This window comes from Jeotgalibacillus sp. R-1-5s-1 (assembly GCF_004405105.1).
Lineage (GTDB): Bacteria > Bacillota > Bacilli > Bacillales > Jeotgalibacillaceae > Jeotgalibacillus.
Genome location: NZ_SORW01000028.1, coordinates 221766 through 243665, shown reverse-complemented (window position 1 = coordinate 243665; position 21900 = coordinate 221766). Strand labels below are relative to the sequence as shown.

Annotated in this window: 24 protein-coding genes; 12 read left to right on the top strand and 12 right to left on the bottom strand. The window is 43.6% G+C overall.

The window, feature by feature from the left end:
* Window positions 1–16: 16 nt before the first annotated feature.
* Window positions 17–778, bottom strand: a complete 762-nt coding sequence (locus tag E2491_RS12310) for a peptidylprolyl isomerase (protein ID WP_134375941.1) — start codon at window positions 776–778, stop codon at window positions 17–19.
* Between the two features lie 123 nt (window positions 779–901).
* Here E2491_RS12310 and kapB point away from each other — a divergent pair, with 123 nt between their 5' ends.
* On the top strand, window positions 902–1288 hold the full coding sequence (gene kapB / locus E2491_RS12305) for a kinase-associated lipoprotein KapB (protein ID WP_134375940.1): 387 nt from the start codon (window positions 902–904) through the stop codon (window positions 1286–1288).
* Between the two features lie 35 nt (window positions 1289–1323).
* Here kapB and kapD read toward each other — a convergent pair whose 3' ends face one another.
* A complete protein-coding gene (gene kapD, locus E2491_RS12300) occupies window positions 1324–1944 on the bottom strand; it encodes a 3'-5' exonuclease KapD (RefSeq protein WP_134375939.1) in 621 nt (206 codons plus the stop codon).
* A gap of 177 nt (window positions 1945–2121) precedes the next feature.
* Here kapD and E2491_RS12295 point away from each other — a divergent pair, with 177 nt between their 5' ends.
* Window positions 2122–3330 carry an MFS transporter gene (locus tag E2491_RS12295; RefSeq protein WP_134375975.1) on the top strand — a complete coding sequence of 403 codons (1209 nt, stop codon included), beginning with the start codon at window positions 2122–2124 and terminating at the stop codon, window positions 3328–3330.
* Window positions 3331–3352: 22 nt separating this feature from the next.
* On the top strand, window positions 3353–5203 hold the full coding sequence (locus E2491_RS12290) for a transglycosylase domain-containing protein (RefSeq protein WP_134375938.1): 1851 nt from the start codon (window positions 3353–3355) through the stop codon (window positions 5201–5203).
* 314 nt (window positions 5204–5517) lie between these two features.
* Here the strand turns inward: E2491_RS12290 and E2491_RS12285 are convergent, their stop codons facing one another.
* Complete coding sequence (locus E2491_RS12285; RefSeq protein WP_134375937.1) at window positions 5518–6087, bottom strand: DUF5366 family protein; 570 nt, start codon at window positions 6085–6087, stop codon at window positions 5518–5520.
* A gap of 356 nt (window positions 6088–6443) precedes the next feature.
* Here E2491_RS12285 and E2491_RS12280 point away from each other — a divergent pair, with 356 nt between their 5' ends.
* The 7 genes from E2491_RS12280 to mnhG are packed head-to-tail and all read left to right on the top strand — an operon-like array spanning window position 6444 to window position 12217.
* Window positions 6444–8852, top strand: coding sequence for a Na+/H+ antiporter subunit A (locus E2491_RS12280; RefSeq protein WP_134375936.1), 2409 nt, complete (start codon window positions 6444–6446; stop codon window positions 8850–8852).
* The gene (locus E2491_RS12275) at window positions 8849–9274 is read left to right on the top strand and encodes a Na(+)/H(+) antiporter subunit B (RefSeq protein ID WP_134375935.1); all 426 of its coding nucleotides are present in this window, start codon (window positions 8849–8851) and stop codon (window positions 9272–9274) included. The genes E2491_RS12280 and E2491_RS12275 overlap by 4 nt, the downstream gene beginning before the upstream one ends.
* A complete protein-coding gene (locus E2491_RS12270; RefSeq protein ID WP_134375934.1) occupies window positions 9274–9615 on the top strand; it encodes a Na(+)/H(+) antiporter subunit C in 342 nt (113 codons plus the stop codon). Before E2491_RS12275 ends, E2491_RS12270 begins: the two co-directional genes overlap by 1 nt.
* Window positions 9608–11089: a Na+/H+ antiporter subunit D gene (locus E2491_RS12265; RefSeq protein ID WP_134375933.1), complete on the top strand. Its 1482-nt coding sequence runs from the start codon at window positions 9608–9610 to the stop codon at window positions 11087–11089. The genes E2491_RS12270 and E2491_RS12265 overlap by 8 nt, the downstream gene beginning before the upstream one ends.
* Before the next feature lie 6 nt (window positions 11090–11095).
* Complete coding sequence (locus tag E2491_RS12260; protein ID WP_134375932.1) at window positions 11096–11572, top strand: Na+/H+ antiporter subunit E; 477 nt, start codon at window positions 11096–11098, stop codon at window positions 11570–11572.
* Complete coding sequence (locus E2491_RS12255) at window positions 11572–11856, top strand: Na(+)/H(+) antiporter subunit F1 (RefSeq protein WP_134375931.1); 285 nt, start codon at window positions 11572–11574, stop codon at window positions 11854–11856. Before E2491_RS12260 ends, E2491_RS12255 begins: the two co-directional genes overlap by 1 nt.
* Window positions 11840–12217, top strand: coding sequence for a monovalent cation/H(+) antiporter subunit G (gene mnhG / locus E2491_RS12250; protein WP_134375930.1), 378 nt, complete (start codon window positions 11840–11842; stop codon window positions 12215–12217). Before E2491_RS12255 ends, mnhG begins: the two co-directional genes overlap by 17 nt.
* A gap of 58 nt (window positions 12218–12275) precedes the next feature.
* Here mnhG and E2491_RS12245 read toward each other — a convergent pair.
* The 5 genes from E2491_RS12245 to E2491_RS12225 form a co-directional block, all read right to left on the bottom strand.
* Window positions 12276–13609 (bottom strand): IS3 family transposase gene (locus tag E2491_RS12245; protein WP_134375929.1). Its coding sequence is split into 2 segments (ribosomal slippage): window positions 12276–13234 and window positions 13234–13609, totalling 1335 coding nucleotides; the frame shifts between segments, so codons are not numbered across the junction.
* A gap of 116 nt (window positions 13610–13725) precedes the next feature.
* The gene (locus E2491_RS12240; RefSeq protein WP_134375928.1) at window positions 13726–14091 is read right to left on the bottom strand and encodes a DUF2188 domain-containing protein; all 366 of its coding nucleotides are present in this window, start codon (window positions 14089–14091) and stop codon (window positions 13726–13728) included.
* A gap of 60 nt (window positions 14092–14151) precedes the next feature.
* Complete coding sequence (locus tag E2491_RS12235) at window positions 14152–14550, bottom strand: hotdog fold thioesterase (protein ID WP_134375927.1); 399 nt, start codon at window positions 14548–14550, stop codon at window positions 14152–14154.
* Window positions 14551–14679: 129 nt separating this feature from the next.
* Window positions 14680–16002, bottom strand: a complete 1323-nt coding sequence (locus E2491_RS12230; RefSeq protein ID WP_134375926.1) for a Na+/H+ antiporter family protein — start codon at window positions 16000–16002, stop codon at window positions 14680–14682.
* A gap of 214 nt (window positions 16003–16216) precedes the next feature.
* Window positions 16217–17725 (bottom strand): leucyl aminopeptidase, encoded by a 1509-nt coding sequence (locus E2491_RS12225; RefSeq protein WP_134375925.1) that lies wholly within the window; start codon window positions 17723–17725, stop codon window positions 16217–16219.
* 145 nt (window positions 17726–17870) lie between these two features.
* On the opposite strand from E2491_RS12225, the gene E2491_RS12220 reads away from it, so the two are divergent.
* Together E2491_RS12220 and E2491_RS12215 are read left to right on the top strand one after the other, a co-directional pair.
* Window positions 17871–18350: a divergent PAP2 family protein gene (locus E2491_RS12220; protein ID WP_134375924.1), complete on the top strand. Its 480-nt coding sequence runs from the start codon at window positions 17871–17873 to the stop codon at window positions 18348–18350.
* An 18-nt stretch (window positions 18351–18368) separates the two neighbouring features.
* A complete protein-coding gene (locus E2491_RS12215) occupies window positions 18369–19166 on the top strand; it encodes an ABC transporter substrate-binding protein (protein ID WP_134375923.1) in 798 nt (265 codons plus the stop codon).
* Between the two features lie 55 nt (window positions 19167–19221).
* Here the strand turns inward: E2491_RS12215 and E2491_RS17795 are convergent, their stop codons facing one another.
* The 4 genes from E2491_RS17795 to E2491_RS12200 form a co-directional block, all read right to left on the bottom strand.
* Complete coding sequence (locus E2491_RS17795) at window positions 19222–19884, bottom strand: 3D domain-containing protein (RefSeq protein ID WP_305778194.1); 663 nt, start codon at window positions 19882–19884, stop codon at window positions 19222–19224.
* Between the two features lie 169 nt (window positions 19885–20053).
* On the bottom strand, window positions 20054–20344 hold the full coding sequence (locus E2491_RS12205; RefSeq protein ID WP_244093950.1) for a YuiB family protein: 291 nt from the start codon (window positions 20342–20344) through the stop codon (window positions 20054–20056).
* A 229-nt stretch (window positions 20345–20573) separates the two neighbouring features.
* Window positions 20574–20687, bottom strand: coding sequence for a YuiA family protein (locus tag E2491_RS17515; protein WP_166805872.1), 114 nt, complete (start codon window positions 20685–20687; stop codon window positions 20574–20576).
* 315 nt (window positions 20688–21002) lie between these two features.
* Entirely contained in the window at window positions 21003–21485 is a 483-nt protein-coding gene (locus tag E2491_RS12200; protein WP_134375921.1) for an NUDIX domain-containing protein, read from the bottom strand.
* Window positions 21486–21900 lie beyond the last annotated feature (415 nt).

The window sequence follows — 21900 nt, the reverse complement described above, 5'->3', positions numbered from 1 at the left end:
AAACCTGTGATGGAATTTACTCCTGAACCTCAACAGATTCAATGACGACTTCCTCTACCGGACGATCATCACTACCCGTTTCAACCGCTGCAATATTATCAACGATGTTCATGCCCTCAATCACCTGTCCAAAAACAGTATGACGGTTATCAAGGTATGGCGTGCCGCCTCTTTCCTGATACATCGTAATCAGCTCTTCAGGAAAACCGGCTGATTCCATTTGTGCAACAAGGTCCTCAGTCATATTCTGATTTTGCACAATGAAAAACTGACTGCCATTCGTTGCAGGACCGGAATTGGCCATTGATAATGCGCCTCTGATATGAACGAGTTCAGGTGAAAATTCATCCTCAAACGGTTCACCGAAAATACTTTCGCCGCCGGCACCTGTCCCATCAGGATCTCCCCCCTGAATCATAAAGTCTTCAATGACTCTGTGAAAAATCACGCCATCATAATAACCTTCTTCAGCGTGTGTTAAAAAGTTTTCAACTGCTAAAGGTGCCTGGTCAGGGAAAAACTTCACTGTAATATCACCGTAATTCGTCTGGATGGTAGCAACAGGCTCATTTTCACCCGGTTCAGGATTTGTTTGTGGGTATCCTTCCACTGCCGGCAATTCTTCAACCGGTTCCGCTTCAGCATACGTGTCTTCTGCCGTTTCTTCAGCAGGCTCTGCAGACTCCGTATTTTCAGTATCTGAGCCACTGTCAGCATTTCCTCCGCAGGCTGCTAACAACAATACAAATAACAATGACAACATCAATTTAATTTTCATTTTCTCGCCTCCATATTATACTTTAGCCTAATTTACAGAAAAAATCATTATGTTACGTTAAACTAAATAGTGAGGAATGCCAAAAAATTGGTGAGTGTAACATACTTACAGGAGGCGTGAAGAATGACTGAATATGTAAAAGCTTTTTATAAAACCGGCGCTTATATTGGCGTGGTGACAGAGGATAAAGACAGTGTAAAGGTTGTCCAGATTAAAGATGTATTGAAGCATCCAATTCAGGGTGATCTGCACAACCCGAATCAGGTGGATGTTCCACTCTTTCATGAAAGAAAAGCGCTCGCATTTAATGAACGTGCGAATATCCCATCATCCATGGTGAAACCGTTTGACGGGGAACCGGGTGATTATTATGTGCATTTAGCTGAGGCTGTCGCGGAGCTTGAAAGGAGATTACAGGAAGAGGATTCAGCCTTTAATCAAAAAAGCCTTGAAGCACTTGCAGGTGTTAAAAAAGAATATGAGCTGATGTATAACATGAATTTTTCCTGACCAAAAATAAAAGCCCTTCTCAGGAGGGCTCTTTTTTATTGAACCAGAAACTGGCGTAAAGCGGAAAAATCCACTCTGTCCCCAATCGTAGTCGGTTCGCTCTTGTTTAAATAGCGCTTATCCTTTTCTACCAGCTGATATATATGGTAGGTCGTCATCGCATCATCGAGGGCCTTATGGTGTTTACCAGTCCCATCCTTTCCATATTCCTGAACGGCTTTCCATAATCCTGTCTGATTCCGGTCTCCAAAAAAGCGTTTGTACTCCATGGATAAATCGACAAATTCACCGGTGAACGGAAAGATCAGCCCGGCCTTTTCGCAATTTTGTCTCAGCACCTTCATGTCCATGTTGCCCCAGGTCACAACTTTACAAAAGCCATCGTGGTTCAGCTCTGCTAACTTTTTGACAAGGGAATGAACAGAGATGCCGCTATCGACCTGCTCCTGACTGATATTCAGGAAGGATTTACACCTTCTGGAGAGCCTTTTGAATTTTTTCGGTTTCACATAGCTTGAAAATTGTTCTTTTTCTCCATTTCTGACGGCTACGAGACCTACTTCAATGATTTCAGGATAAAAGCCCTTTGGTCCCCTTCCATCCGGCATGGAAAATTCAAAATCCAGAAAAATAATGGTCTGATCAGCGCCGGTCATGTTCTTTCCTCCTTTCTCATGTGATTAATTATACCATGTAGTTGGGTAATCCACATATAAATGTCTGAATTTTCTTGCGACATAATATGAGTGATTTCAAGTTGCATCGTTTTTTTATTACGTTATACTTGTTACGACTCTCGAAATAATTCAGATGAATGTTAGAAGGTGTTTGTTATTAAAGTTGAAAAAAAGAACTTAATCATTATGTGGATCGCCAATTTCCTCGTGGCAGCGAGTGCCACTATGATCCTTCCGTTTCTCTCTCTTTATATAGAAACAATGGGTGACTTTTCTGACGAGTATGTTCAAAGATGGTCCGGCCTTGTATTCGGTGTAACTTTTCTGACTGCGTTTTTTGTCTCTCCGATCTGGGGACGTTTCGGTGACCGGTTTGGCTATAAGCCGATCCTGATGATCACCGGCTATGGCATTGCCTTCAGCATCTTTCTCATGGGATTCATTCAGTCGGTTGAAGGACTGTTTATCCTCCGGATGTTTATGGGCGTTGTAACCGGCTTTATCCCTACTTCTCTTGCCCTTATCTCTTCACAGACACCAAAACATATTGCCGGCCGCACGCTCGGCACCCTTCAAATGGGAACCGTAACCGGCGGATTGTTCGGCCCACTCCTCGGGGGGCTGATGGCAGATACATTCGGTTTCAGCTACACCTTTATTATCACCGCGATTTCGATCTCTGTTGCAGCAACCGTTGTGATGTTTGGTATTTCAGAAAAGAAAAAAGATGCCGATAAAAAGAAAGAACGGACGTATACAAGAAAAGAAGTGTTCAGACATATTACGAGTCACCGCATGCTAATGACCGTGATGGTCTTATCCTTCCTTGTTCAGATGGCGAATTTCAGTATTCAGCCACTTTTAGCGCTCTATGTGGATGGACTGACGAGCGCAGCTAACATCGCCTTTCTTTCGGGTATGGCATTTTCTGCAACAGGCTTCGGCAATCTTATTGCTACACGAAGCTGGGGCAGACTCGGAGATGCGATCGGCTATGAAAAAGTACTGGTGATCCTTCTCGTATTGTCAGCTCTCTTCATCATTCCACAGGCACTCGTCACTGAATTATGGCAGCTTGTGATTCTGCGATTCTTATTTGGCATCGCGATCGGCGGAATTATTCCAAGCGTGACAGCCTTCATCCGTCATGCTGCACCTGTATCCATGCAGGGGGAAGTGCTCGGTTATAATCAAAGCTTCCGTTTTCTCGGCAATGTGGCAGGCCCCGTATTTGGGGGTGTGATCTCCGGATTTATCGGGATTTCTTCCGTCTTTTATGTGACAGGTGCTTTATTTCTCGGAGCCTTTAGTCTTTTATGGTGGAGCCGCAGGCAAATAAGCACACAGCAATCGTCCGTGAACTAACTTTAGAATGGAGACTCCTAAAATGAGAATGACCATGGGGTTTATGGGTGTGTTTCTCCTTATCCCGTTATGTATTTTCTTCTGGCTTCAAACAAATAAAGAAATCCAGGCGCAGTCTGATTTTCAGAAGGCACTTGATGAAAAAGTGCAGCTTAATGAGCAAACTGTTCAGCAGACTAGCTTTATCTTCGACCGCAATGGGGCACAAATATCAAAAAGCGAACCAGGCATGAGAATGCACGCTACCTCCGAAGAGTTACCTCAATTTTTAAAGGATGTAACGGTTTATTCAGAGGACCGGAATTTTTATGACCACATCGGTTTTGATGCAGGGGCGATCATCCGGGCTGTTGTCAAAAACCTGGTTTTTACCCATATCGAGCAGGGTGGCAGTACGATTACCCAGCAGCTCGCCAGAAATCTGTATTTGACTCAGGAGAAAACGTATAACCGTAAAATGACCGAGCTGTTTTATGCAAGTGAGATTGAGAGCCAATGGTCAAAGGATGAGATTTTAACAGCCTATTTAAATATTATTTATTACAACAATGGCGTATACGGAATAAAGGCCGCATCGAAATACTATTTTCAGAAGGATTTAAGTGAACTGTCGAAAGCAGAGCTGGCTTTTCTGGCAGCGATCCCGAATAACCCGAGAAAATACGACCCTCTATCCAATTTTGATCAGGCAAAAGAACGTCAGGAACGCCTGATTGACCTGATGGTAACTGAACAGAAAATTACCGCTGAGGAAGCCGCTGCCTTAAAAGCAGAACAAATCACAGTTAAACCTGTGGAATCCAATGAACTATACCCTGACTATACGTTTTATGTTGAATACGAATTACGTCAGCTGATTGCCCATCACGAAGGATTTAAAGATCAGCTTGTTAAGGCTAAAAAAACGTCAGAAAAAGCAGCGATTGATGAACGCCTGGATGCCCGTGTCCAGCAGATTTTAAAATCCGGTGTCAATATTCATACCGCACTTGATCCTGCAATGCAAAATCAGACAACAGCAGCTGTCCGTTCGAATTTGCCATATAACGGTGTGGAAGGTGCAGCAGTTGTTATCGAAAATCAGACACGGGAAATTGTCGGTCTTTCCGGCGGTAAAAACTATCAGAAATATAATTTTAACAGAGCTTATCAGGCTGTCCGTCAGCCGGGTTCAGCCATTAAGCCGCTGCTCGTTTACGGGCCTTATATCGAGACATTTCAGCCTTACCTTACTCAAAATGTGAATGCAGATGCATACTGTTTCCAGAACTACTGTCCTGAAAATTACGGTGGGGTTGAATACGGGGACGTGTCTATTTCACGCGCCTTTCTGCTTTCACTCAACACACCGGCGATTCGGATGATGGAGGAAACAGGCGTGGAGCAATCCTTCGCTTATCTGAATGCTTTTGATTTTAACCAGGTTGGTCTGAGTGATCAGACACTCGCAGCCGCTGCAGGAGGTTTCACTTACGGTGTTTCTCCACTCGAACTTACAGATGCATACACAAGCTTTATTGACGGTAATTACAGACAGTCACACGCAATCAGAAAAGTCACCGATTTTCAAGGTAACGTGCTCTACGAATGGCCAAAGGACTATATTCCAGTCTGGTCCGGCCAGACAACAGCCAAAATGCGTGAGCTTCTTGCGACAGCTGCCAGATCCGGAACCGGTTCACCTGCTTACCTGGAAAAGCCGTATATCGGTATCAAGACAGGCACAACCAACGAATACTTTGATTATTGGACAGTCGGGTTAACGAATGAGTACACAAGTGGTGTATGGGTGGGTCACGATTTACCACAAAACATGCAGTCCATCGAACTCGACCGCCCTGCTCATTTGATTTGGAAGGATATTAACCGGTAATTCTGCTATTACGCATTCACAAAGGGACGAGGGGCATCCGCAGACTCCTATGGCGGAAAGGGACAGGTGAAACCATTGTGCGAAGCACAAGGGGTTCACCGCCCGGCCTTAGAAAAGCGTAGGCGACTCGTCCAGCCCCGACAAGCATAAGGCGAAGATGAAAAGAGGGCTGACCTTTGCCCTCGTTCAGCTTTGACTTATGACCTCGAGGGGCTAGTCGCCGCAGCTGGACATGGAAAGCGGAGGATGCCCCTCGGCCCGGTTTTTATAATATACATTTAAAAAGGCGCTACACAATTTGTGTAACGCCTTTTTTATATCTGCTCCAGGATCGGTAAGCTGCCGAGCAGTCCGTTGTAAAGACTTAAGACTACGTAAAATACTGCTGACAAAAGCGCTGACCAAGTGACAATCTCGAATAGAATAACCCCGATTGTCCCTCCTGCGCTTAATGTTGAGCTGACTTTAATCACAAAATACATGAAGTACACGATCGATGTCAGGGCGAAGATGATCAGCAGGCCCACAATTGACTGCAGGCTGACGATCGTTGCAAGTGATCCGAAAAAATAAATGAGTGAACCCGCACGAACCCTTGTCAATGCCTCCCCTTCTTTATCCCTGGAGAAAAACAGAAGCGACACTTCGTTGATCGTCTCTGCAATCAGTTTTAACGCTGCAAGAATCATAAAACAGATAATCATCAGCAGGATCAGGACAAACAGCTTGAGCTCAAGCTCAGATAGGAATTCTCTCATCCCTGCGTAAATGCCTATTCCTTTAAACAAATCTGTCAGCACCCCGACTCCGTACACAGAAAAGGAGAGACTGAACAGCAAAATTGAAAATAACGGTAAATAACCAGTCAAATATGTATTTTTCATTCACTACGCTCCCAGCCGAATTTCTCTTTTTTATCATAATCGTTTCATCATTTTTTTGGAAGGACCTACCGGCAAAAGGTTTGAATTCTTTTCAATATAGAACAAATTTCGACACCGTTTATAAATTTTTTTTGATTATTTATACCCGTTTCTACCTATATATAGATTTTGATAAAGCCTGTAACCGTAAGTGTTACATTATGCATAGAGGGTCATTTTACGTTATACTTTTGCTATACGTAAAAAAAATGATCATGTCACAAAGGACTGGGTATGCACGGCTGGATGTATACAAATACAGTCCTTATTTAAATGCTTATTGTGATTGTGATAAATGTTCAAGGGAGGGATTTTCTTTGTCGCTGCTTCATATTGCCATCGTACTGCCATTTATTGCGGCAGTCTTCATCCCTTTTTTGTTTAAGGGATTCCGGAATATTCATACCGGATGGTTCGTTCTGCTTGTGCCGCTGGCGCTGTTTATTTACTTCATTCAGTACCTGCCGGTGACGAGTGGGGGGCAGACCGTTTCAAAGACGTTTGAATGGATACCATCACTTGGGATCAATTTTAATGCTCATGTTGATGGTCTGGGGCTTTTATTTGCCCTGCTTATTACGGGGATCGGCTCACTGGTCGTTCTCTATTCGATCTATTATCTTGCAAAAGAAAAAGAAGCACTCCATAACTTTTATGTTTATTTACTCATGTTCATGGGTGCGATGCTTGGTGTCGTTTTATCCGACAACCTGATCGTCCTGTATATGTTCTGGGAGTTCACTTCAATTTCCTCATTCCTGCTGATCGGATATTGGTATGATAAAGAGCGCTCAAGATACGGGGCTCAGAAATCAATGCTGATTACCGTTTTCGGCGGACTTTCGATGCTTGGAGGGATCGTTCTTCTCTATATTATGAGTGGAACCTTCAGCATTCAGGAATTAATCAGTATGTCCGGATCACTCATGCAGGATCCAATGTTTATCCCAGCCATGCTTCTGATTTTACTCGGAGCATTTACAAAATCAGCACAATTTCCGTTTCACGTGTGGCTTCCTGATGCGATGGAAGCACCTACACCTGTATCGGCTTATCTTCACTCTGCAACGATGGTTAAGGCGGGTATTTATCTTGTTGCCCGCATGAGTCCGGTGTTCGCAGAATCAGGAATCTGGCTCTGGCTTGTTGCCGGATTCGGACTTTTCACCCTGTTCTGGGGTTCATTTAATGCTGTGAAACAGACTGATTTAAAAGGAATTCTTGCATTTTCGACCATTTCACAGCTCGGTTTAATTATGTCACTGCTCGGTCTTGGTGCTGCTGCACTTCATTTTGACCAGCTGGATGAGAATATTTATATGGGCGCAACGATTGCAGCTGTGTTCCACCTGATCAATCACGCAACCTTTAAAGGTAGCCTGTTCATGGTTGCAGGTATTGTGGATCATGAGACCGGTACACGGGACATTCGAAATCTCGGCGGACTTGTGAACCTGATGCCGATTACCTTTACGATCGCGTTAATCGGGACATTCTCAATGGCAGGACTCCCACCATTTAACGGTTTCCTGAGTAAGGAAATGTTCCTGCTTGCCACACTTGAAATACTTGAATTTAACCTTTTCTCGATGGATACATGGGGCATTTTATTCCCTGTTATTGCATGGATTGCGAGTGTGTTCACGTTTATTTACAGCATTATGCTGCTGTTTAAAACTTTCCTTGGAAAGCTTCAGCTTGATAAGCTTCCAAAGAAACCTCATGAGGCACCGATTGGCATGCTGATTTCACCAATCGTGCTTGGTGCACTTGTGATTGTGTTCGGATTTTTCCCGAACCTGCTGTCTAACAGCATGATCAAGCCGGCTGTTGAAGCCATTTTGCCAAGTCTTGTGGATTCAGGCCAGGAGGTTTACGTTAACATTTATTTCTGGCACGGGTTTACACCTGAGCTCTTTATGACGATCGGGATTGTCCTGTTCGGTACGCTGCTGTACGCTACGCTTGGTAAATGGCAGGGTATCTACAACCGGATTCCTGAGCAGTTTACGATCAATGGTGTTTATGACCGCGGACTTGAAAAAGGTGAGTCCGGAAGCTTTAAGCTGACTGAAGGTATTATGACTGGTTATATGAGAACCTATCTTCTTTATATCTTCGGATTTTTCGTTGCGATTTTGCTTTCAACACTCGTAGTGCGGGATGCATTTTCAATTGATACGTCCAACCTTGCAGAGATCCGGATTTATGAAGTCATTCTGGCTGTTGTGATGATTGCATCTGCCATTACGATTCTATTTGCTAAATCAAGACTGACATCGATTATTGCGCTTGGTGCAGTCGGTTACTCTGTTGCATTGTTCTTTGTATTTTTCAGAGCACCGGATCTGGCTTTAACCCAGCTGGTAATTGAGACTGTTTCTGTAGCATTGTTCCTGCTGTGCTTCTATCACTTACCGGAAATCAGCCGGAAGGAAGAACGCATGGGCTTCCGCTTCGGAAATGCAGTCATTTCGATTCTTGTTGGTATAACCATTACACTGATTGCCATTTCTGCATACAGTAACAGCTCTGTATTTGAATCGATTTCTCAGTACCACATCGATAACGTGTATAAGCTGGCTGCCGGTGGAAACATGGTAAACGTTATTCTTGTTGACTTCCGTGGCTTTGATACATTGTTTGAAATCTGTGTACTTGGAGTTGCTGCTTTGGGTATTTATGCGATGGTTCACTTCCGTGGAGTAAGGAGGCAAAAAGGATGAAGAAACCTAATGATGTCATCTTACAAACCGTCACAACCGTGATATCATTCATCATCATTTTATTCTCCATCAATCTGTTTTTTGCCGGACACTATACGCCCGGAGGAGGATTCATTGGAGGACTGATGACAGCTGCTGCACTCGTCCTGCTGCTGCTTGCTTATGATGTCAAAACGTTAAATACGATTCTGCCGTTTGATTATCGCATGATGACCGCGGCAGGATTATTAATCGCCGTATTAACCGGTGCTGGTGCATTGTTATTTAATCAGCCATTTCTGACACATGCATACGACTATTTTAATCTCCCGCTTTTAGGGGAAACCTCTCTTCACACAGCCGTGCTGTTTGATATTGGGGTCTACCTGGTCGTAATTGGTGTAACAATGACCATTATTCAAACGATTGGGGAGAGTGAATAATGGAGATCTTAATGTCTATTGTGGTCGGTGTGTTATTCACATCCGCTGTTTATCTGATCCTTTCAAAGAGCCTGCTGCGTGTCATCATCGGCACTGCTCTGCTCAGTCACGGTGCACATTTACTGTTGCTTACAATGAGTGGTTTAAAAACGGGAGACGCGCCTGTACTGTTGGATGGGGTTACATCCTATACGGATCCCCTGCCACAAGCGCTCGTTTTAACTGCTATTGTCATCAGCTTCGGGGTAACGGCATTCTTCCTGGTACTTGCCTATCGTGCTTATCAGGAGCTCGGAACAGACAATATGGAAGAAATGAAAGGGAATGAATCAAATGATTAATTTACCATTATTGCCGATTCTCATTCCGCTTTTAGCTGCTGTGATTTTAATGTTTTTCCCGAAGCGAATTAAAGCACAGCGTTTCATCTCACTGTTAGCCATCGGAGCAACAATCGTTGCATCAGTTGTACTGGCTGCAGAGGTAAAAGCGAATGGTATTCAGACAGTTAACCTTGGAAGCTGGCCGGCACCATACGGAATTCCGCTCGTGTCGGATATGCTTTCAGTTCTACTCGTATTAACGTCCAGCATCCTGACCTTCTTCGTTGTCTGGTATGCGATGATTTATATGGATGAAAAATATGAAAGCTTCTTTTTCTACATCGGGGTAATGTTCCTGCTTGTGGGGATTAACGGAGCCTTTACAACAGGTGATATTTTTAACCTGTTCGTATTCTTTGAAGTATTCCTGATTTCTTCTTACCTGCTGATTGTGTTAGGTGGTAAGAAGGCTCAGCTTCGCGAATCCATTAAGTATGTGCTGATTAACGTCATTTCCTCAGCGCTATTTGTAACAGCCGTAGCATACTTGTACTCTGTTGTCGGTTCACTGAATATGGCTGATATTTCCCAGCGGATCAGTGAGCTTGGAAATACAGGGATTGTTACGGTGATTGCGATCTTTTTCCTGATGGTATTTGGCTTGAAAGGCGCAATCGTACCGCTTTACTTCTGGCTTCCAGGGTCATACAGTGCTCCACCAATTCCCGTGCTTGCTTTATTCGGGGCCCTTTTAACGAAGGTTGGTGTTTACTCGATCCTGAGAACCTATACTTTATTCTTTACGCAGGATACAGGTTACACCCATGAAATATTAGGTGTCCTTGCCTTATTGAGCATTGTTGTTGGAGTAATCGGAGCCGTTGCCTACAGAGAAGTAAAAACCATTATTATTTACAATATTGTGGTTGCGGTAGGAGTTATCCTATACGGTGTCGCAGCAATGACGCCTGCTTCACTTGAAGGGGCTGTTTTCTACCTGCTGCACGATATGGTCATTAAAGCAGCACTGTTCCTGCTCGTGGGGATCATGATCGCGATTGCAGGATCAAGTCACCTGAAAGACATGGGTGGGATGATCCGCGATTACCCGAGAATCGGCTGGACCTATTTTGTTGCTGCACTGGCTTTAGCGGGAATTCCTCCTTTAAGCGGATTTATTGGAAAGCTGCTGATTGTTCAGGGAGGATTTGAAGCTGGAGATATTGTAGGACCATTGCTTGTCCTCATTTCAAGTCTGCTCGTCTTATATTCAGCCATGAAGATTTTCATGAATGGCTTCTGGGGAACGCCAAAAGAGTATCACGGGGCAAAAGCTAAATCGGCAAACCGTCTATGGGTCCCGGCGGCTGCACTTGTTCTGATCGCCATTTTCTATGGTGTCGGGACAGAAGCAATACGCCCGTTTATTACCATGGCGGTAGAACCACTCATCGATCCTGCAATCTATATTGAAGCAGTATTAAAGGAGTAATGTGATATGGCATTTCAAGTATTATTAAATTTCTTTTTAGCGTTCCTCTGGATGTTTCTGACCAGTTCATTTACCTTATCGAGCTTTATCATCGGTTATTTCCTTGGTTTGCTCGTGATCTTTGCAATGCGCAGGTTCTTTCAAACGAGGCTCTATATTCTCAGAGTCTGGGCTGTCATTAAATTGACTGTGCTGTTTATTATTGAGCTGATTAAGGCTAACATTGAAGTGCTAGCGATTGTCCTCCGTCCAAAAATGGATTTAAAACCAGGCGTATTTAAATACGATACAAAGCTTGAGAGAGAATGGGAAGTGACCCTTCTCTCCCTGCTGATCACGCTGACGCCTGGAACACTCGTGATGGATGTGAGTGATGACAACGGAACCCTTTATATTCATGCGCTGAATGCATCTGATATTAAAGGAAACGTTTCATCGATCAGGGAAGGTTTTGAGAAGGCAATTATGGAGGTGAGCCGCTGATGCTGACTATTTCTATATACATTGCGCTGGTTGCCGTTGCAGCCAGTATGATTGGAATCGTCATCCGTGTCGTAAAAGGCCCATCAACGGCTGACCGGGTCATTGCACTGGATTCACTTGGAATTAGTCTGATCGCAATGACAGGCCTGTTTTCCATGCTGCTTGATTCAAGTGTCTTTCTTGAAGTCATTCTTCTACTTGGGATCCTTGCCTTTATCGGAACCGTTGCTTTCTCCAAATATCTAGAGAAAGGAGCGATTGTGGACCGTGATCGACGTAAGTGAATACTTTGTAGCCGGATTTATTCTGATCGGAGCCTTTTTCGCCGTAGTAACGGCTATTGGTCTCATCCGTTTACCGGACCTGTACACAAGAACCCACGCTGCTTCTAAAAGCGCAACACTTGGCGTTATGTGTATCCTGATCGGAACACTTATCTTCTTTTTAACAGAGGATGGAGTATTTAATTCAAGAGTCGTATTAGGTATATTTTTCGTTCTGATTACCGCTCCTGTAGGTGGACATTTAATTGCACGCGCTGCTTATAATACAGGTGTTAAGCTTGCACCTGAGACAGTGAGAGATGATCTTGCTGATAAAGAGAAACATGAACAGGCGAAAAGTAAAAGTAAAAGTAAAAAGTAAAAAAACATCCCGGGAATCGCTGAACTGTGCCCCGATTTTCGGACAGTTTAAAAAGCACCTATGCAGCTAGTAAGTGACTCCGGTATTGTACCGGGGTCATTTTATTTAACCCATATTGATAGCGATCGTGATTATATTCTCCAATCACACGATCTACTTCCCTCTTTACGTCTTGAAGATTATCATAAGATTTGTATTCTGCTAAATCTTTAAAATGGCCAAAAAAACTTTCCATTGGGGCGTTATCCCAACAGTTTCCCTTTCGGGACATTGATTGTATTAAGCCGAGCTTTTTTACTTCGCTTTGGAAGCGAGGGTGCGTGTAATGCATTCCTTGATCAGAATGTAATATGGCTCCTTGATGAAACTGACCATCAACAGCTTCCTTTAACTTTGTTAACGTACGATAGACGATATCCATTTCTAGAGACGTAGAAAGATTGTAGGCCAATATTTCGGTGGTAGCCCCATCTTTTACACAGGATAAATATGCTTTTTGCCCTTTTCCGTAATAGAGATAAGTAATGTCAGTCAGCAGGACTTTTCCAGGTACACTTTGGTTGAAATCACGATTAAGCAAATTAGGACAGGTTCGATGCTCCTGTGTGGCTTTAGCGATCTTACGATAAGGATTGGCCTGTCTTATCTTCGTTATCAGGTTATATTTCGACATTAACCGTCTAATCTTTTTGTGGTTCATGCAGGCTGAATAATCATTCTCCATAATCATTTTTATCTGGAGAGCCCCTACTTTTTCTCTTTTACTTATAAATATTTTTCTGATTAACGCTACATCTAATTCATCCTGTTCGTCTCGTTGTGCACGTAATGGGGCAGCCTTCACCCAATCATAATAACCACTGCGGCTAACACCTGCCAGTTCACACAGATAGGAAACAGCGTTGTGTAACTGATGAACTCTGATTGTTTTCTCGATCAAGGCGAACTTCTCAGATGCCGTTAAGATCGTTTCTTTTTCAACGCCTGCCTCTCTAACTCTTCTAGCTTTTTTAAGAGATCATTCTCTGCCTCAAGAAACTTGATTTTCGCTTCAGCTTTCTTTAACTTTTCTTCCACAGAAAGTTCTTTTGTAGAAGGGCGACCTGTACTCCCTTTGCCTCTGCGTTCCGTAAGGAAACCCTCCTCTCCAAAGCGCTCATAAGTATTTCTCCAACGCCTAAGGCAGGTTTTAGGTTGTTTCTTACCAATCATATCAAGATCAAAACCTTGTTCTAGAAAGATCTGTGAGGGTGCTTTCCCAGCTTGATAATCCTTCACTGCTTTAATCTTAAACTTAGGACTATAGGAAATTGACCTTTCAGAAGCATTCAATACGTTAGGATTCTTCTCCAGCTCTTTAATTTGAAACTCATTATAAATATTTTTACTCATGTATATCCTCCGCCCCCAATGATTAAATCTATTGAAACACAAAAAACCCCAGATAGGGGCACTTTTTTATCAGTGTCCGTTATCTGGGGTATAGTTCACGCTCCCGGGATGTTTTTTTATACTTTATATAATGTCTGTTCAACGGATTCATCCGCCTTAAATACTTTGAGTATACCATTATGCTCTGTCACATAAGATTTGGCTTTGTCTTCAAGCGCAGCCTTTGTTTCTTCCGTATAAATCGCTTTATGAGACCCCTTTTTGATCAGCTGCCATCCATCATCATGCGGCCTGAGCTCATACGTTTCCTGGTCATCATTCTGAATGGATTTTTTTGCACGATCTGTTGCAATGGCAATGGCACGGCCCTCTTCATATCCCTCTTCTTCAACGAGCGCATTTCCAATCTCGATGGCCTTGTTGCGCACAGCCGGCTCAAGATTTTTCCACGAATCAGGATAATCGTTTTTATTCCATGGCATTAATCGAGCACCACCTTTTCTGTTTAGTGGATATTTTCCACTAAACAGAAAAAGTAAACGTTACTTCTTTTTTGGCACAACTGCAACTGTACACCTGGAAATACAGATCAGATCTTCCTCCTCATCAACAATTCTGATATTCCAGACCATTGTTGATTTTCCGCTATGTATGACCTCTGCAATCGCCGTAACCACGCCATCCCGTTTTGCTTTAATATGATTGGCATTGATCTCGAGACCAAAGCAATGGTTATGTTCAAGATCGACAAGTGCAGCTGAGCCGACACTCGCTACTGTTTCAGCAAGCGCGACAGAGGCGCCTCCATGTAAAAATCCAAAAGGCTGATGTGTTCTTCCATCTACCGGCATTTCTGCAATGACTTTGCCCTTTCCAACTTCCTTCATTTCGATCCCTAAAGCGTCCATCAGCGTATGCTGTGTCCAATTGTTCTGATCCATTTCATCGCCCCCTGATCTTATCGTGACGTATTTTTGTAAATGGTGCAAGAAAAATATGAATGAGTATTCATAACATCAGGTTTCTCCACATAAAAACGGCTCCCTGATCCTCCAGGAAGCCGCTTGTTTTTATAATACCATTGCTGCAATCCAGCCGAATATAATCAGCGGAATGTTGTAATGGATAAAGGTTGGAACACACGTATCCCAAATATGATTGTGTTGACCATCCGCATTTAAACCTGCTGTAGGTCCAAGCGTACTGTCTGATGCCGGTGATCCCGCATCACCAAGCGCACCAGCTGTTCCGATCAAAGCAATCGTAGCAAGAGGACTAAATCCAAGCTCCAGTGACAGCGGAACAAACAGGACTGCAATAATCGGAACGGTCGCAAATGAGGATCCAATCCCCATCGTAACGACAAGCCCCACAATCAGCATTAATAGCGCAGCCAGCGCCTTATTGTCACCAATCAGATCAGATGTACTGTTAACGAGACTGTCAACCGCTCCTGTTTCACCAATCACTCCGGCAAAACCGTTGGCCGAGATCATGACAAACCCAATAAAAGCCATCATCTTCATTCCATCGATCATCAGCTGATCCTGATCAGATAATTTAACTGTTCCCGAGATAAACAGGATCACAAGACCGACCACTGCGCTAAAGACCATAGACTGGAAGATGGATTGAATCACAAGTGCTGCAATAATTGCAATGATCGTGACAATTAGATCTTTTGTAGAAATCACCTTATCTGACATTTCATCAGATGCTGTGATTTTGCGGTTACGATACTCACGGGGCTTCCGGTAGCTGAAAAAGATTGCGATCAGCAGACCAAGCACCATTCCAGCAGTCGGAATCAGCATCGCAACAGGAATATCACTCATACTAATAGCAAGTCCGCTCAATTCCATGTTGGTAGCAATATAATCATGAAAAAGGATTCCAAAGCCATACGGCAATAATATATAGGGGGCCGTTAAACCAAATGTAATAACGGTAGCAATTAATCGACGATCAATGCCTAACTCGTTCATCACCAGCAATAATGGCGGAATTAATATAGGAATAAATGCAATATGCACGGGCACAGCATTTTGAGAAATACAGGAGATAAACAAAATAGAGAGAATAATGAGTACCCTTGGCAGTACCTGTTCCCTTGCTTCTCCTTTTCTGCTGACTAGTTTAATAATTTTATCAACCATCAGCTTAGGTAAGCCTGTATAAGAAATTGCGACAGCAAAACCTCCAAGCAATGCATAACTTAACGCAAGGTTCGCACCATCGCCCACTCCTTCAGAAAATACAGCAACTGTCTCTTCAACAGATAAACCGCCTGCAAGACCCCCGACTGCCGCACCGGCAATCAGCGCAATTACTACATTTACACGAAGGAGACTTAAAATAAGCATAACTAAAACCGCTATAATAACAGCATTCATGTATAAAATCTCCTCTAACAATAAGTTCTTTATTCTGCTAAACAGGTAACGTATTAAAATACCTTTAAAACCATACCAACTCAAGGTTTATCTGTCAACGCTTCAACAGAAAGTCTAATTTGCGTGAAAATTTTAAAGAATGGACCTATACGCATACTATTCACCATATTAAAAAAACCGGAACACAAAAATGTGTCCCGGCTTTTTAACATGATTATTCGTCTTCTAATAAAAACTGCTCTGTCAGTAATGCCAGCGTTCTGGCCATGACACCCGTTGCCCCGGCCGGTCCTAACGAATGCGGTGCCTTCGTTGTTGCTGTTCCCGCGATATCAAGGTGAACCCATGGTGTTCCTTCCGTGAACTCCCCGATAAATGCACCGGCAAACAGCGCATGCCCATCACGGCCTGGTGAATTATTCAGATCAGCGACCGGACTGTTGCGAACACGCTTGCGATCTCCTTCAGTGTACGGCAGCTGCCAGATAAACTCTCCCGCCTCGGCAGACGCTTCCAGCACCTTTTCAAAGAAAGGCTCATTATTGGTCAGTGCCCCTGTCTTATCAAGCCCAAGCGCTACGATAACACCGCCTGTAAGGGTCGCAACATCAACGAGATAATCAGCACCATGCTGTTTTGCATACGTGACGGCATCTGCAAGAACAAGCCTGCCTTCAGCGTCTGTATTCAGAATTTCGATCGTTTTTCCGCTGAGGGACGTAATGACATCATCCGGTTTGAATGCGGTATGGCTGACCATGTTATCCGTTGCAGCAATCACTGCCATAACGTTCTGTTCCGGCTGCAGGCGGCCAATGATCTCCATTGCACCAAGTACGGCTGCCGCTCCACCCATATCCGCCTTCATTCCGACAATGCCATCCTTCGGCTTAATCGAATAGCCGCCTGTATCAAACGTAATTCCTTTTCCCACAAGGGCAAGTACGTCCTTCCACTCTTCTTTTCCTTTATGCTTCAGGACGATCATTCTCGGCGGGATTTCAGAGCCCTGATTCACCGCTAAAAGCGCACCCATTCCGAGTGATTCAATTTCCTCTTTGCCAAGAATCTCAGCCTCAAAGCCGTGGCGGTCCGCAAGCTCCTGTGCGTACTCCGCCATTTTGACTGCGGTTAATAGATTGGACGGCATATTGACAAGTGTACGGGCTTCGTTTGTCCCGATTGCCATTGCTTCTCCGACTTCAAGCGCCGCCTGTAATTCCTGATCATCGTGATTTGAATAAATCGTGATATTTTCAAGCCTTACATCCGCTACATTTGGCTTCTTTTTATATCCTTCAAACTCATATCCACCAAGGATCAGACCTTCTGATAAAGCCTGGGCTGCATCCGTAGCATCCACTTCATCCGTTGTAAATGAATCAAGCGCGATCGCAAGCGTATTGACCTTTTTCTTTTTCAGCTCTTTCGCAAGTGATCCAAACGCTTCCCGTAATAAATCAAACGTCAGCTTGTTTTCTTTACCAAGACCTAAAAACACAACCCGTTTGGATTCAAGCGATCCAAGTGTCGGGAGAAAAGAAACAACTTTCTTTTTTGTCTCGATGTCCCCTTCTTTAATAAGGTCAGTTAATTTACCTTCAAGAGCCTCATCAAGCTCTTTTGTAAATCCCTCAACCGTCGGGCGGTTCCAGACCGCAGTCAGCATGTAATCGTGCTTTGTGTTTAAAACATCATCTGTATTATGTATTGTCCATTTCATTAAAAAACACCTCCATTGTTAAGTATACGTTAAATATCTGTTTATTTCGAATAACGTGTGAACCATTGTCCGGCAAGTCTTTAAAATATGTTATAATTTCAACAAAACTGTCGATTCCGGCCGCTAGAGAGGAATGAAACACTTCATGGAAATCTTCACTAACTTCCCCCTCTGGGCATCCTTATTCGCTATTTTATTTGCCCAGGTCGTCAAGGTGCCGATCCAATTCATTGCTTCACGCAAGGTGGACTGGTCACTTGTCACATCAACTGGCGGTATGCCGAGCTCTCACTCTGCTGCCGTTACCGCACTTGCGACTGGAATTGCACTTGAATCAGGTCTTGCTTCACCTGTTTTCGCCCTGGCCACTGTTTTTGCAATTATCACGATGTTTGATGCAACCGGTGTGCGCTTTCAGGCTGGAGAGCAGGCAGCCGTGATTAACCAACTGATGAGAGATTTCAACAAGCTCGTATCAGAGGCAAAAGGCTGGCAGAAAAAAGATGAAGAGGAAAAGAGAAAAGAATTAAAAACACTTCTTGGACATAAGCCGATAGAGGTTTTCTTCGGGGGTTTAACGGGAATTCTCCTGACACTGCTTCTTCACTATTTATTATCACTGTAAAAAGGACGTGCCTGGCACATGAAAATCGTTTCACTTTGTCCGAGTAATACTGAGCTTGTGGAGGCACTTGGACTGACAGAATCATTAATCGCAGTCGATGACTATTCTGATTTTCCTGAATCGGTTCAAAATCTCACAAAGCTCGGACCTGATCTGTCTATCAATATCGATCTGGTAGAATCGCTTCAGCCTGATCTCGTATTATCTTCGCTGAGTGTTCCGGGAATGGAAAAGAATATTGAGGAACTTGATCGCAGGGGGATTCCCCATACGATTTTCAACCCTCAGAGCATAGCTGATATTAAAGAAGACCTTCTGACACTTGGCAAGCTGACCGGAGTAGAGGATCATGCAAGGAAGGTGTGTCAGGATATAGAAGATGTGTTAACCGAATGTAAGAGGATCAGCGCACAGCTTACTGAAACGCCCTCAATTTATTGGGAGTGGTGGCCAAATCCGATTTTCACACCAGGCAGCGTCAACTGGCTGACCGAGATCAGTGAGCTGGCAGGTGCCACGAATGTCTTTCGGGATGTGGAACTGGCAAGTGTGCAGACCGATTGGAATGACGTGTGTAATCGAAAGCCCGACCATATCTGTCTGGCTTGGGTAGGCGTTCAAATCAGCCGTGTAAATCCTGCTGTTGTCAAAAAACGCCCCGGTTCATCAGAGTTGGATGCCGTAAGAGAGAACCGCATTCATATTCTTGAAGAAGAATTATATTGCCGGCCATCACCACGTTTGATAAAAGGTTTAATCAGGCTGGGTAAGCTGTTACACCCTGACGCCTACAATCATCTTGAATCTCCTTTTTAATAAATATAAGAGCCGGAAACCGTTCAATATTTGAACGGTTTCCGGCTCTTTTCAGTCAGGCACCCTGATTTAATTTATGAAGTTCTTCTTCGGTAAAGGTTCCGTCGCCTTCCTTCAATACATAAACTTCAACCTTCTGCTTACCCCATTCATTAAACACTTCATCCACAGTGTCATAATAAAGGTCAATGATATTACCCTTAATAGCACTTCCCGTATCTGCCACTACACCATAGCCATAACCGGGAATATATAAAATCGATCCGATCGGGAACACTTTCGGATCGGCTGCAATGGTAGAATAATGATCACGTGTTACCTCAACACCTGAAAACGTAATGCCATAAAGGGGATCTCCGGGATTTTTACCGGTAGATTCCTCACCAGCTGTATATCCCGTTGCTGTAACAACCTTTTTAGGGTTGTCCTTTACATGTCTTGGAATGACCTTATCTTCTGATGAAGCCAGCCTTGATGCGATAAATGTTGAAGCTGTATCATCCTGAACGAGCCTTTTTGATTCCAGCGATAATGTCCGGTTTTCCAAAAGACGCAGATCCTCAACAAGCGGCAGCTGTGCCTCTGCAATATATTCCGGAGGTTCAATACTCCAGGAAGATTCATAGGCTGCCTTTGTATCATTCACAAAAAACAAGGAGATCACCCCTGCAAATAATACAAAAGCAGCACTTCTAAACAGATTTATATTAACTTTCACTACTTCCACTCCTTCCAATGTGTCCTTTTCCCCACGATTCCATACTTTAATCATTTTATTTTTTGGAAACATGATATATGCCTGGAAAAAGATCTGACAGAAGTGAGCTCTCACGAAAAAATCCAAATTGACTGACAATTAAAAAAGCTCCTCGTATCCCGGGGAGCTTTTAGAACATTCGGTAACCCTGCTTACGAAGCCACATCATCACAAGTCCTGCAATGATCGCTCCAGCCATACCGCTTGATAATATTAAAATGTCCGCTGCTGCCAGCGAGGTAAATCGGTCACCAAGTGCCGTAAAAGATTCTCCGGGCGCACGAAAATATTCGATAAAGCGAACCTCATCGACAATTAAAATCGTAATAACCGGATAAATCACTGCCATGATCCAGGTCATGCGCAGAAGCATATTTAAAAGAAATCCAATCCCAAAGAACAGGATAAGAAACAACAGCATTGAAATTAACAATTCAGCCAATCCAAATGATTCCAAAAAGAGACACCTCCACATTCACTAAAACAGTGTACCTTATTTCCTACACCGGTGCAATGCTGCAAGTGGAAGGTTCGATTAGATGACACAAATCAAGCGTACTTTGACTAATATGTTATATTAAAAAAATTCAATTATGTTTTAGAACCCAGAGTCAAAATAAAAAGTGGATGCGCTCTGCATCCACTTTTCTTTATTTTTTACCGTTGCCGCCACAGTTCGGGCATGTTTCAGATCCGCCTAGACGAAGCTGAAAGTAACCTTGACCTGAACAGTAGTCGCACGTTTTATTTGAACGTTTTTTCATGGGAAGCACCCTCTCTTGTGTTGTATTGAGAGTACTATAGCATGGGCTGTTAACGGCTGAAAAGGAGCAAAATCAGCGAAAAATGACCATGTAAGCGAATACATAACCCCCTAACGCCTATTTTCTTTAATTATCAGAAAATTTAGAAGGTTGTATAAATTTCATGAAATGTTCACATTTATTGTCAATAGTCGTTCATAAATTGCTGATCTGTTATGCGGGATGCGCTTCCTGCTAATATCCTAATCAAATGTAAAATAAATATTGGAAAAGTTTCCTATGTAACGGATAAGCTTTCACACGTTTGAATAAGTATCAGAAAAACAAATGGTACGTCGTATAGCCGAATTGCGCTCCAGGATCGGAGTTGCGGTTGATTTCGAGTGTAGCTGCTTCTTCATGATCAATCATGACGGGAATCATGGAAGAAACATCCGGGTGATGTCTGAGATCTTTTTTAGGGATCCAGGCTGCTTCCTCGATTTCTTCAGCCGGGACCTGCAATGGCTGGTTTTCATCACGGGCTTTCATGATGAAGATGATCATGTTATCACTGATCGTTTCTTTCAGTACACCGCTCCGGAAGCCGCCAACCTTGATCACGTCGGCGATGATGCCCGTTTCTTCTCTAACTTCCCTCACGGCAGCCTGATCAGCGGTTTCGCCCTGGTCCACGAAACCTGCGGGGATAGACCATTTTCCTTTTAATCCGCCGTATTTCTTTTTGACGACGAGCCATTCGCCTTTGCTGTTTTCGATGAGTCCGGCTGCGCCGAGCCATACGTTGCCTCTTTTCATGGGGATCCTCCTCTTTTACTATAGGTGAAGCCGGACCGGGCTCACCCTGCGCTTTCCGCCACAGGAGTCTCGGGGTGTGTCCAGTCCTCTTTATAAGATGAATTTGTCATACAATCAATCTTACATGGTTTGAGTTGAATTTCAATCGGGATTACAGAATGTTTTTTGTGGAAGAGGAATATGTAAGCTGGTGGTGGAGTGACGTATCGACGGAAAGATTGCCTCTATCGACAGAAACAGGAACACGGCCGCTATTCACATTTTCACCGCTCCTATCAACATTTCTCGTCAGGCTATCGACATCAGAGACGCATTTGTAAAAGTGATCAACAGATTCAAACCTGCTATCAACAATAACAAAGCCTCTATCGACAATAACAAAGCCTCTATCGACAAATCTTTCTGTCCGATCGAC

Excerpts from the sequence above, each read along its gene's own strand:
- E2491_RS12235 (WP_134375927.1), bottom strand. The coding sequence starts at position 14,550 with ATGGATCAGAACAATTGGACACAGCATACGCTGATGGACGCTTTAGGG.
- E2491_RS12270 (WP_134375934.1), top strand. The coding sequence starts at position 9,274 with ATGGAGATCTTAATGTCTATTGTGGTCGGTGTGTTATTCACATCCGCT.
- E2491_RS12200 (WP_134375921.1), bottom strand. The coding sequence starts at position 21,485 with ATGAAAAGAGGCAACGTATGGCTCGGCGCAGCCGGACTCATCGAAAAC.
- E2491_RS17515 (WP_166805872.1), bottom strand. The coding sequence starts at position 20,687 with ATGAAAAAACGTTCAAATAAAACGTGCGACTACTGTTCAGGTCAAGGT.
- E2491_RS12275 (WP_134375935.1), top strand. The coding sequence starts at position 8,849 with ATGAAGAAACCTAATGATGTCATCTTACAAACCGTCACAACCGTGATA.
- E2491_RS12285 (WP_134375937.1), bottom strand. The coding sequence starts at position 6,087 with ATGAAAAATACATATTTGACTGGTTATTTACCGTTATTTTCAATTTTG.
- E2491_RS12310 (WP_134375941.1), bottom strand. The coding sequence starts at position 778 with ATGAAAATTAAATTGATGTTGTCATTGTTATTTGTATTGTTGTTAGCA.
- E2491_RS12230 (WP_134375926.1), bottom strand. The coding sequence starts at position 16,002 with ATGAATGCTGTTATTATAGCGGTTTTAGTTATGCTTATTTTAAGTCTC.
- kapB (WP_134375940.1), top strand. The coding sequence starts at position 902 with ATGACTGAATATGTAAAAGCTTTTTATAAAACCGGCGCTTATATTGGC.
- E2491_RS12265 (WP_134375933.1), top strand. The coding sequence starts at position 9,608 with ATGATTAATTTACCATTATTGCCGATTCTCATTCCGCTTTTAGCTGCT.
- E2491_RS12205 (WP_244093950.1), bottom strand. The coding sequence starts at position 20,344 with ATGCTGTTGTTTCTTATCCTGTTCTTTGGGATTGGATTTCTTTTAAAT.
- E2491_RS12225 (WP_134375925.1), bottom strand. The coding sequence starts at position 17,725 with ATGAAATGGACAATACATAATACAGATGATGTTTTAAACACAAAGCAC.
- E2491_RS12220 (WP_134375924.1), top strand. The coding sequence starts at position 17,871 with ATGGAAATCTTCACTAACTTCCCCCTCTGGGCATCCTTATTCGCTATT.
- kapD (WP_134375939.1), bottom strand. The coding sequence starts at position 1,944 with ATGACCGGCGCTGATCAGACCATTATTTTTCTGGATTTTGAATTTTCC.
- E2491_RS12240 (WP_134375928.1), bottom strand. The coding sequence starts at position 14,091 with ATGCCATGGAATAAAAACGATTATCCTGATTCGTGGAAAAATCTTGAG.
- E2491_RS12215 (WP_134375923.1), top strand. The coding sequence starts at position 18,369 with ATGAAAATCGTTTCACTTTGTCCGAGTAATACTGAGCTTGTGGAGGCA.
- E2491_RS12260 (WP_134375932.1), top strand. The coding sequence starts at position 11,096 with ATGGCATTTCAAGTATTATTAAATTTCTTTTTAGCGTTCCTCTGGATG.
- E2491_RS12290 (WP_134375938.1), top strand. The coding sequence starts at position 3,353 with ATGAGAATGACCATGGGGTTTATGGGTGTGTTTCTCCTTATCCCGTTA.
- E2491_RS12255 (WP_134375931.1), top strand. The coding sequence starts at position 11,572 with ATGCTGACTATTTCTATATACATTGCGCTGGTTGCCGTTGCAGCCAGT.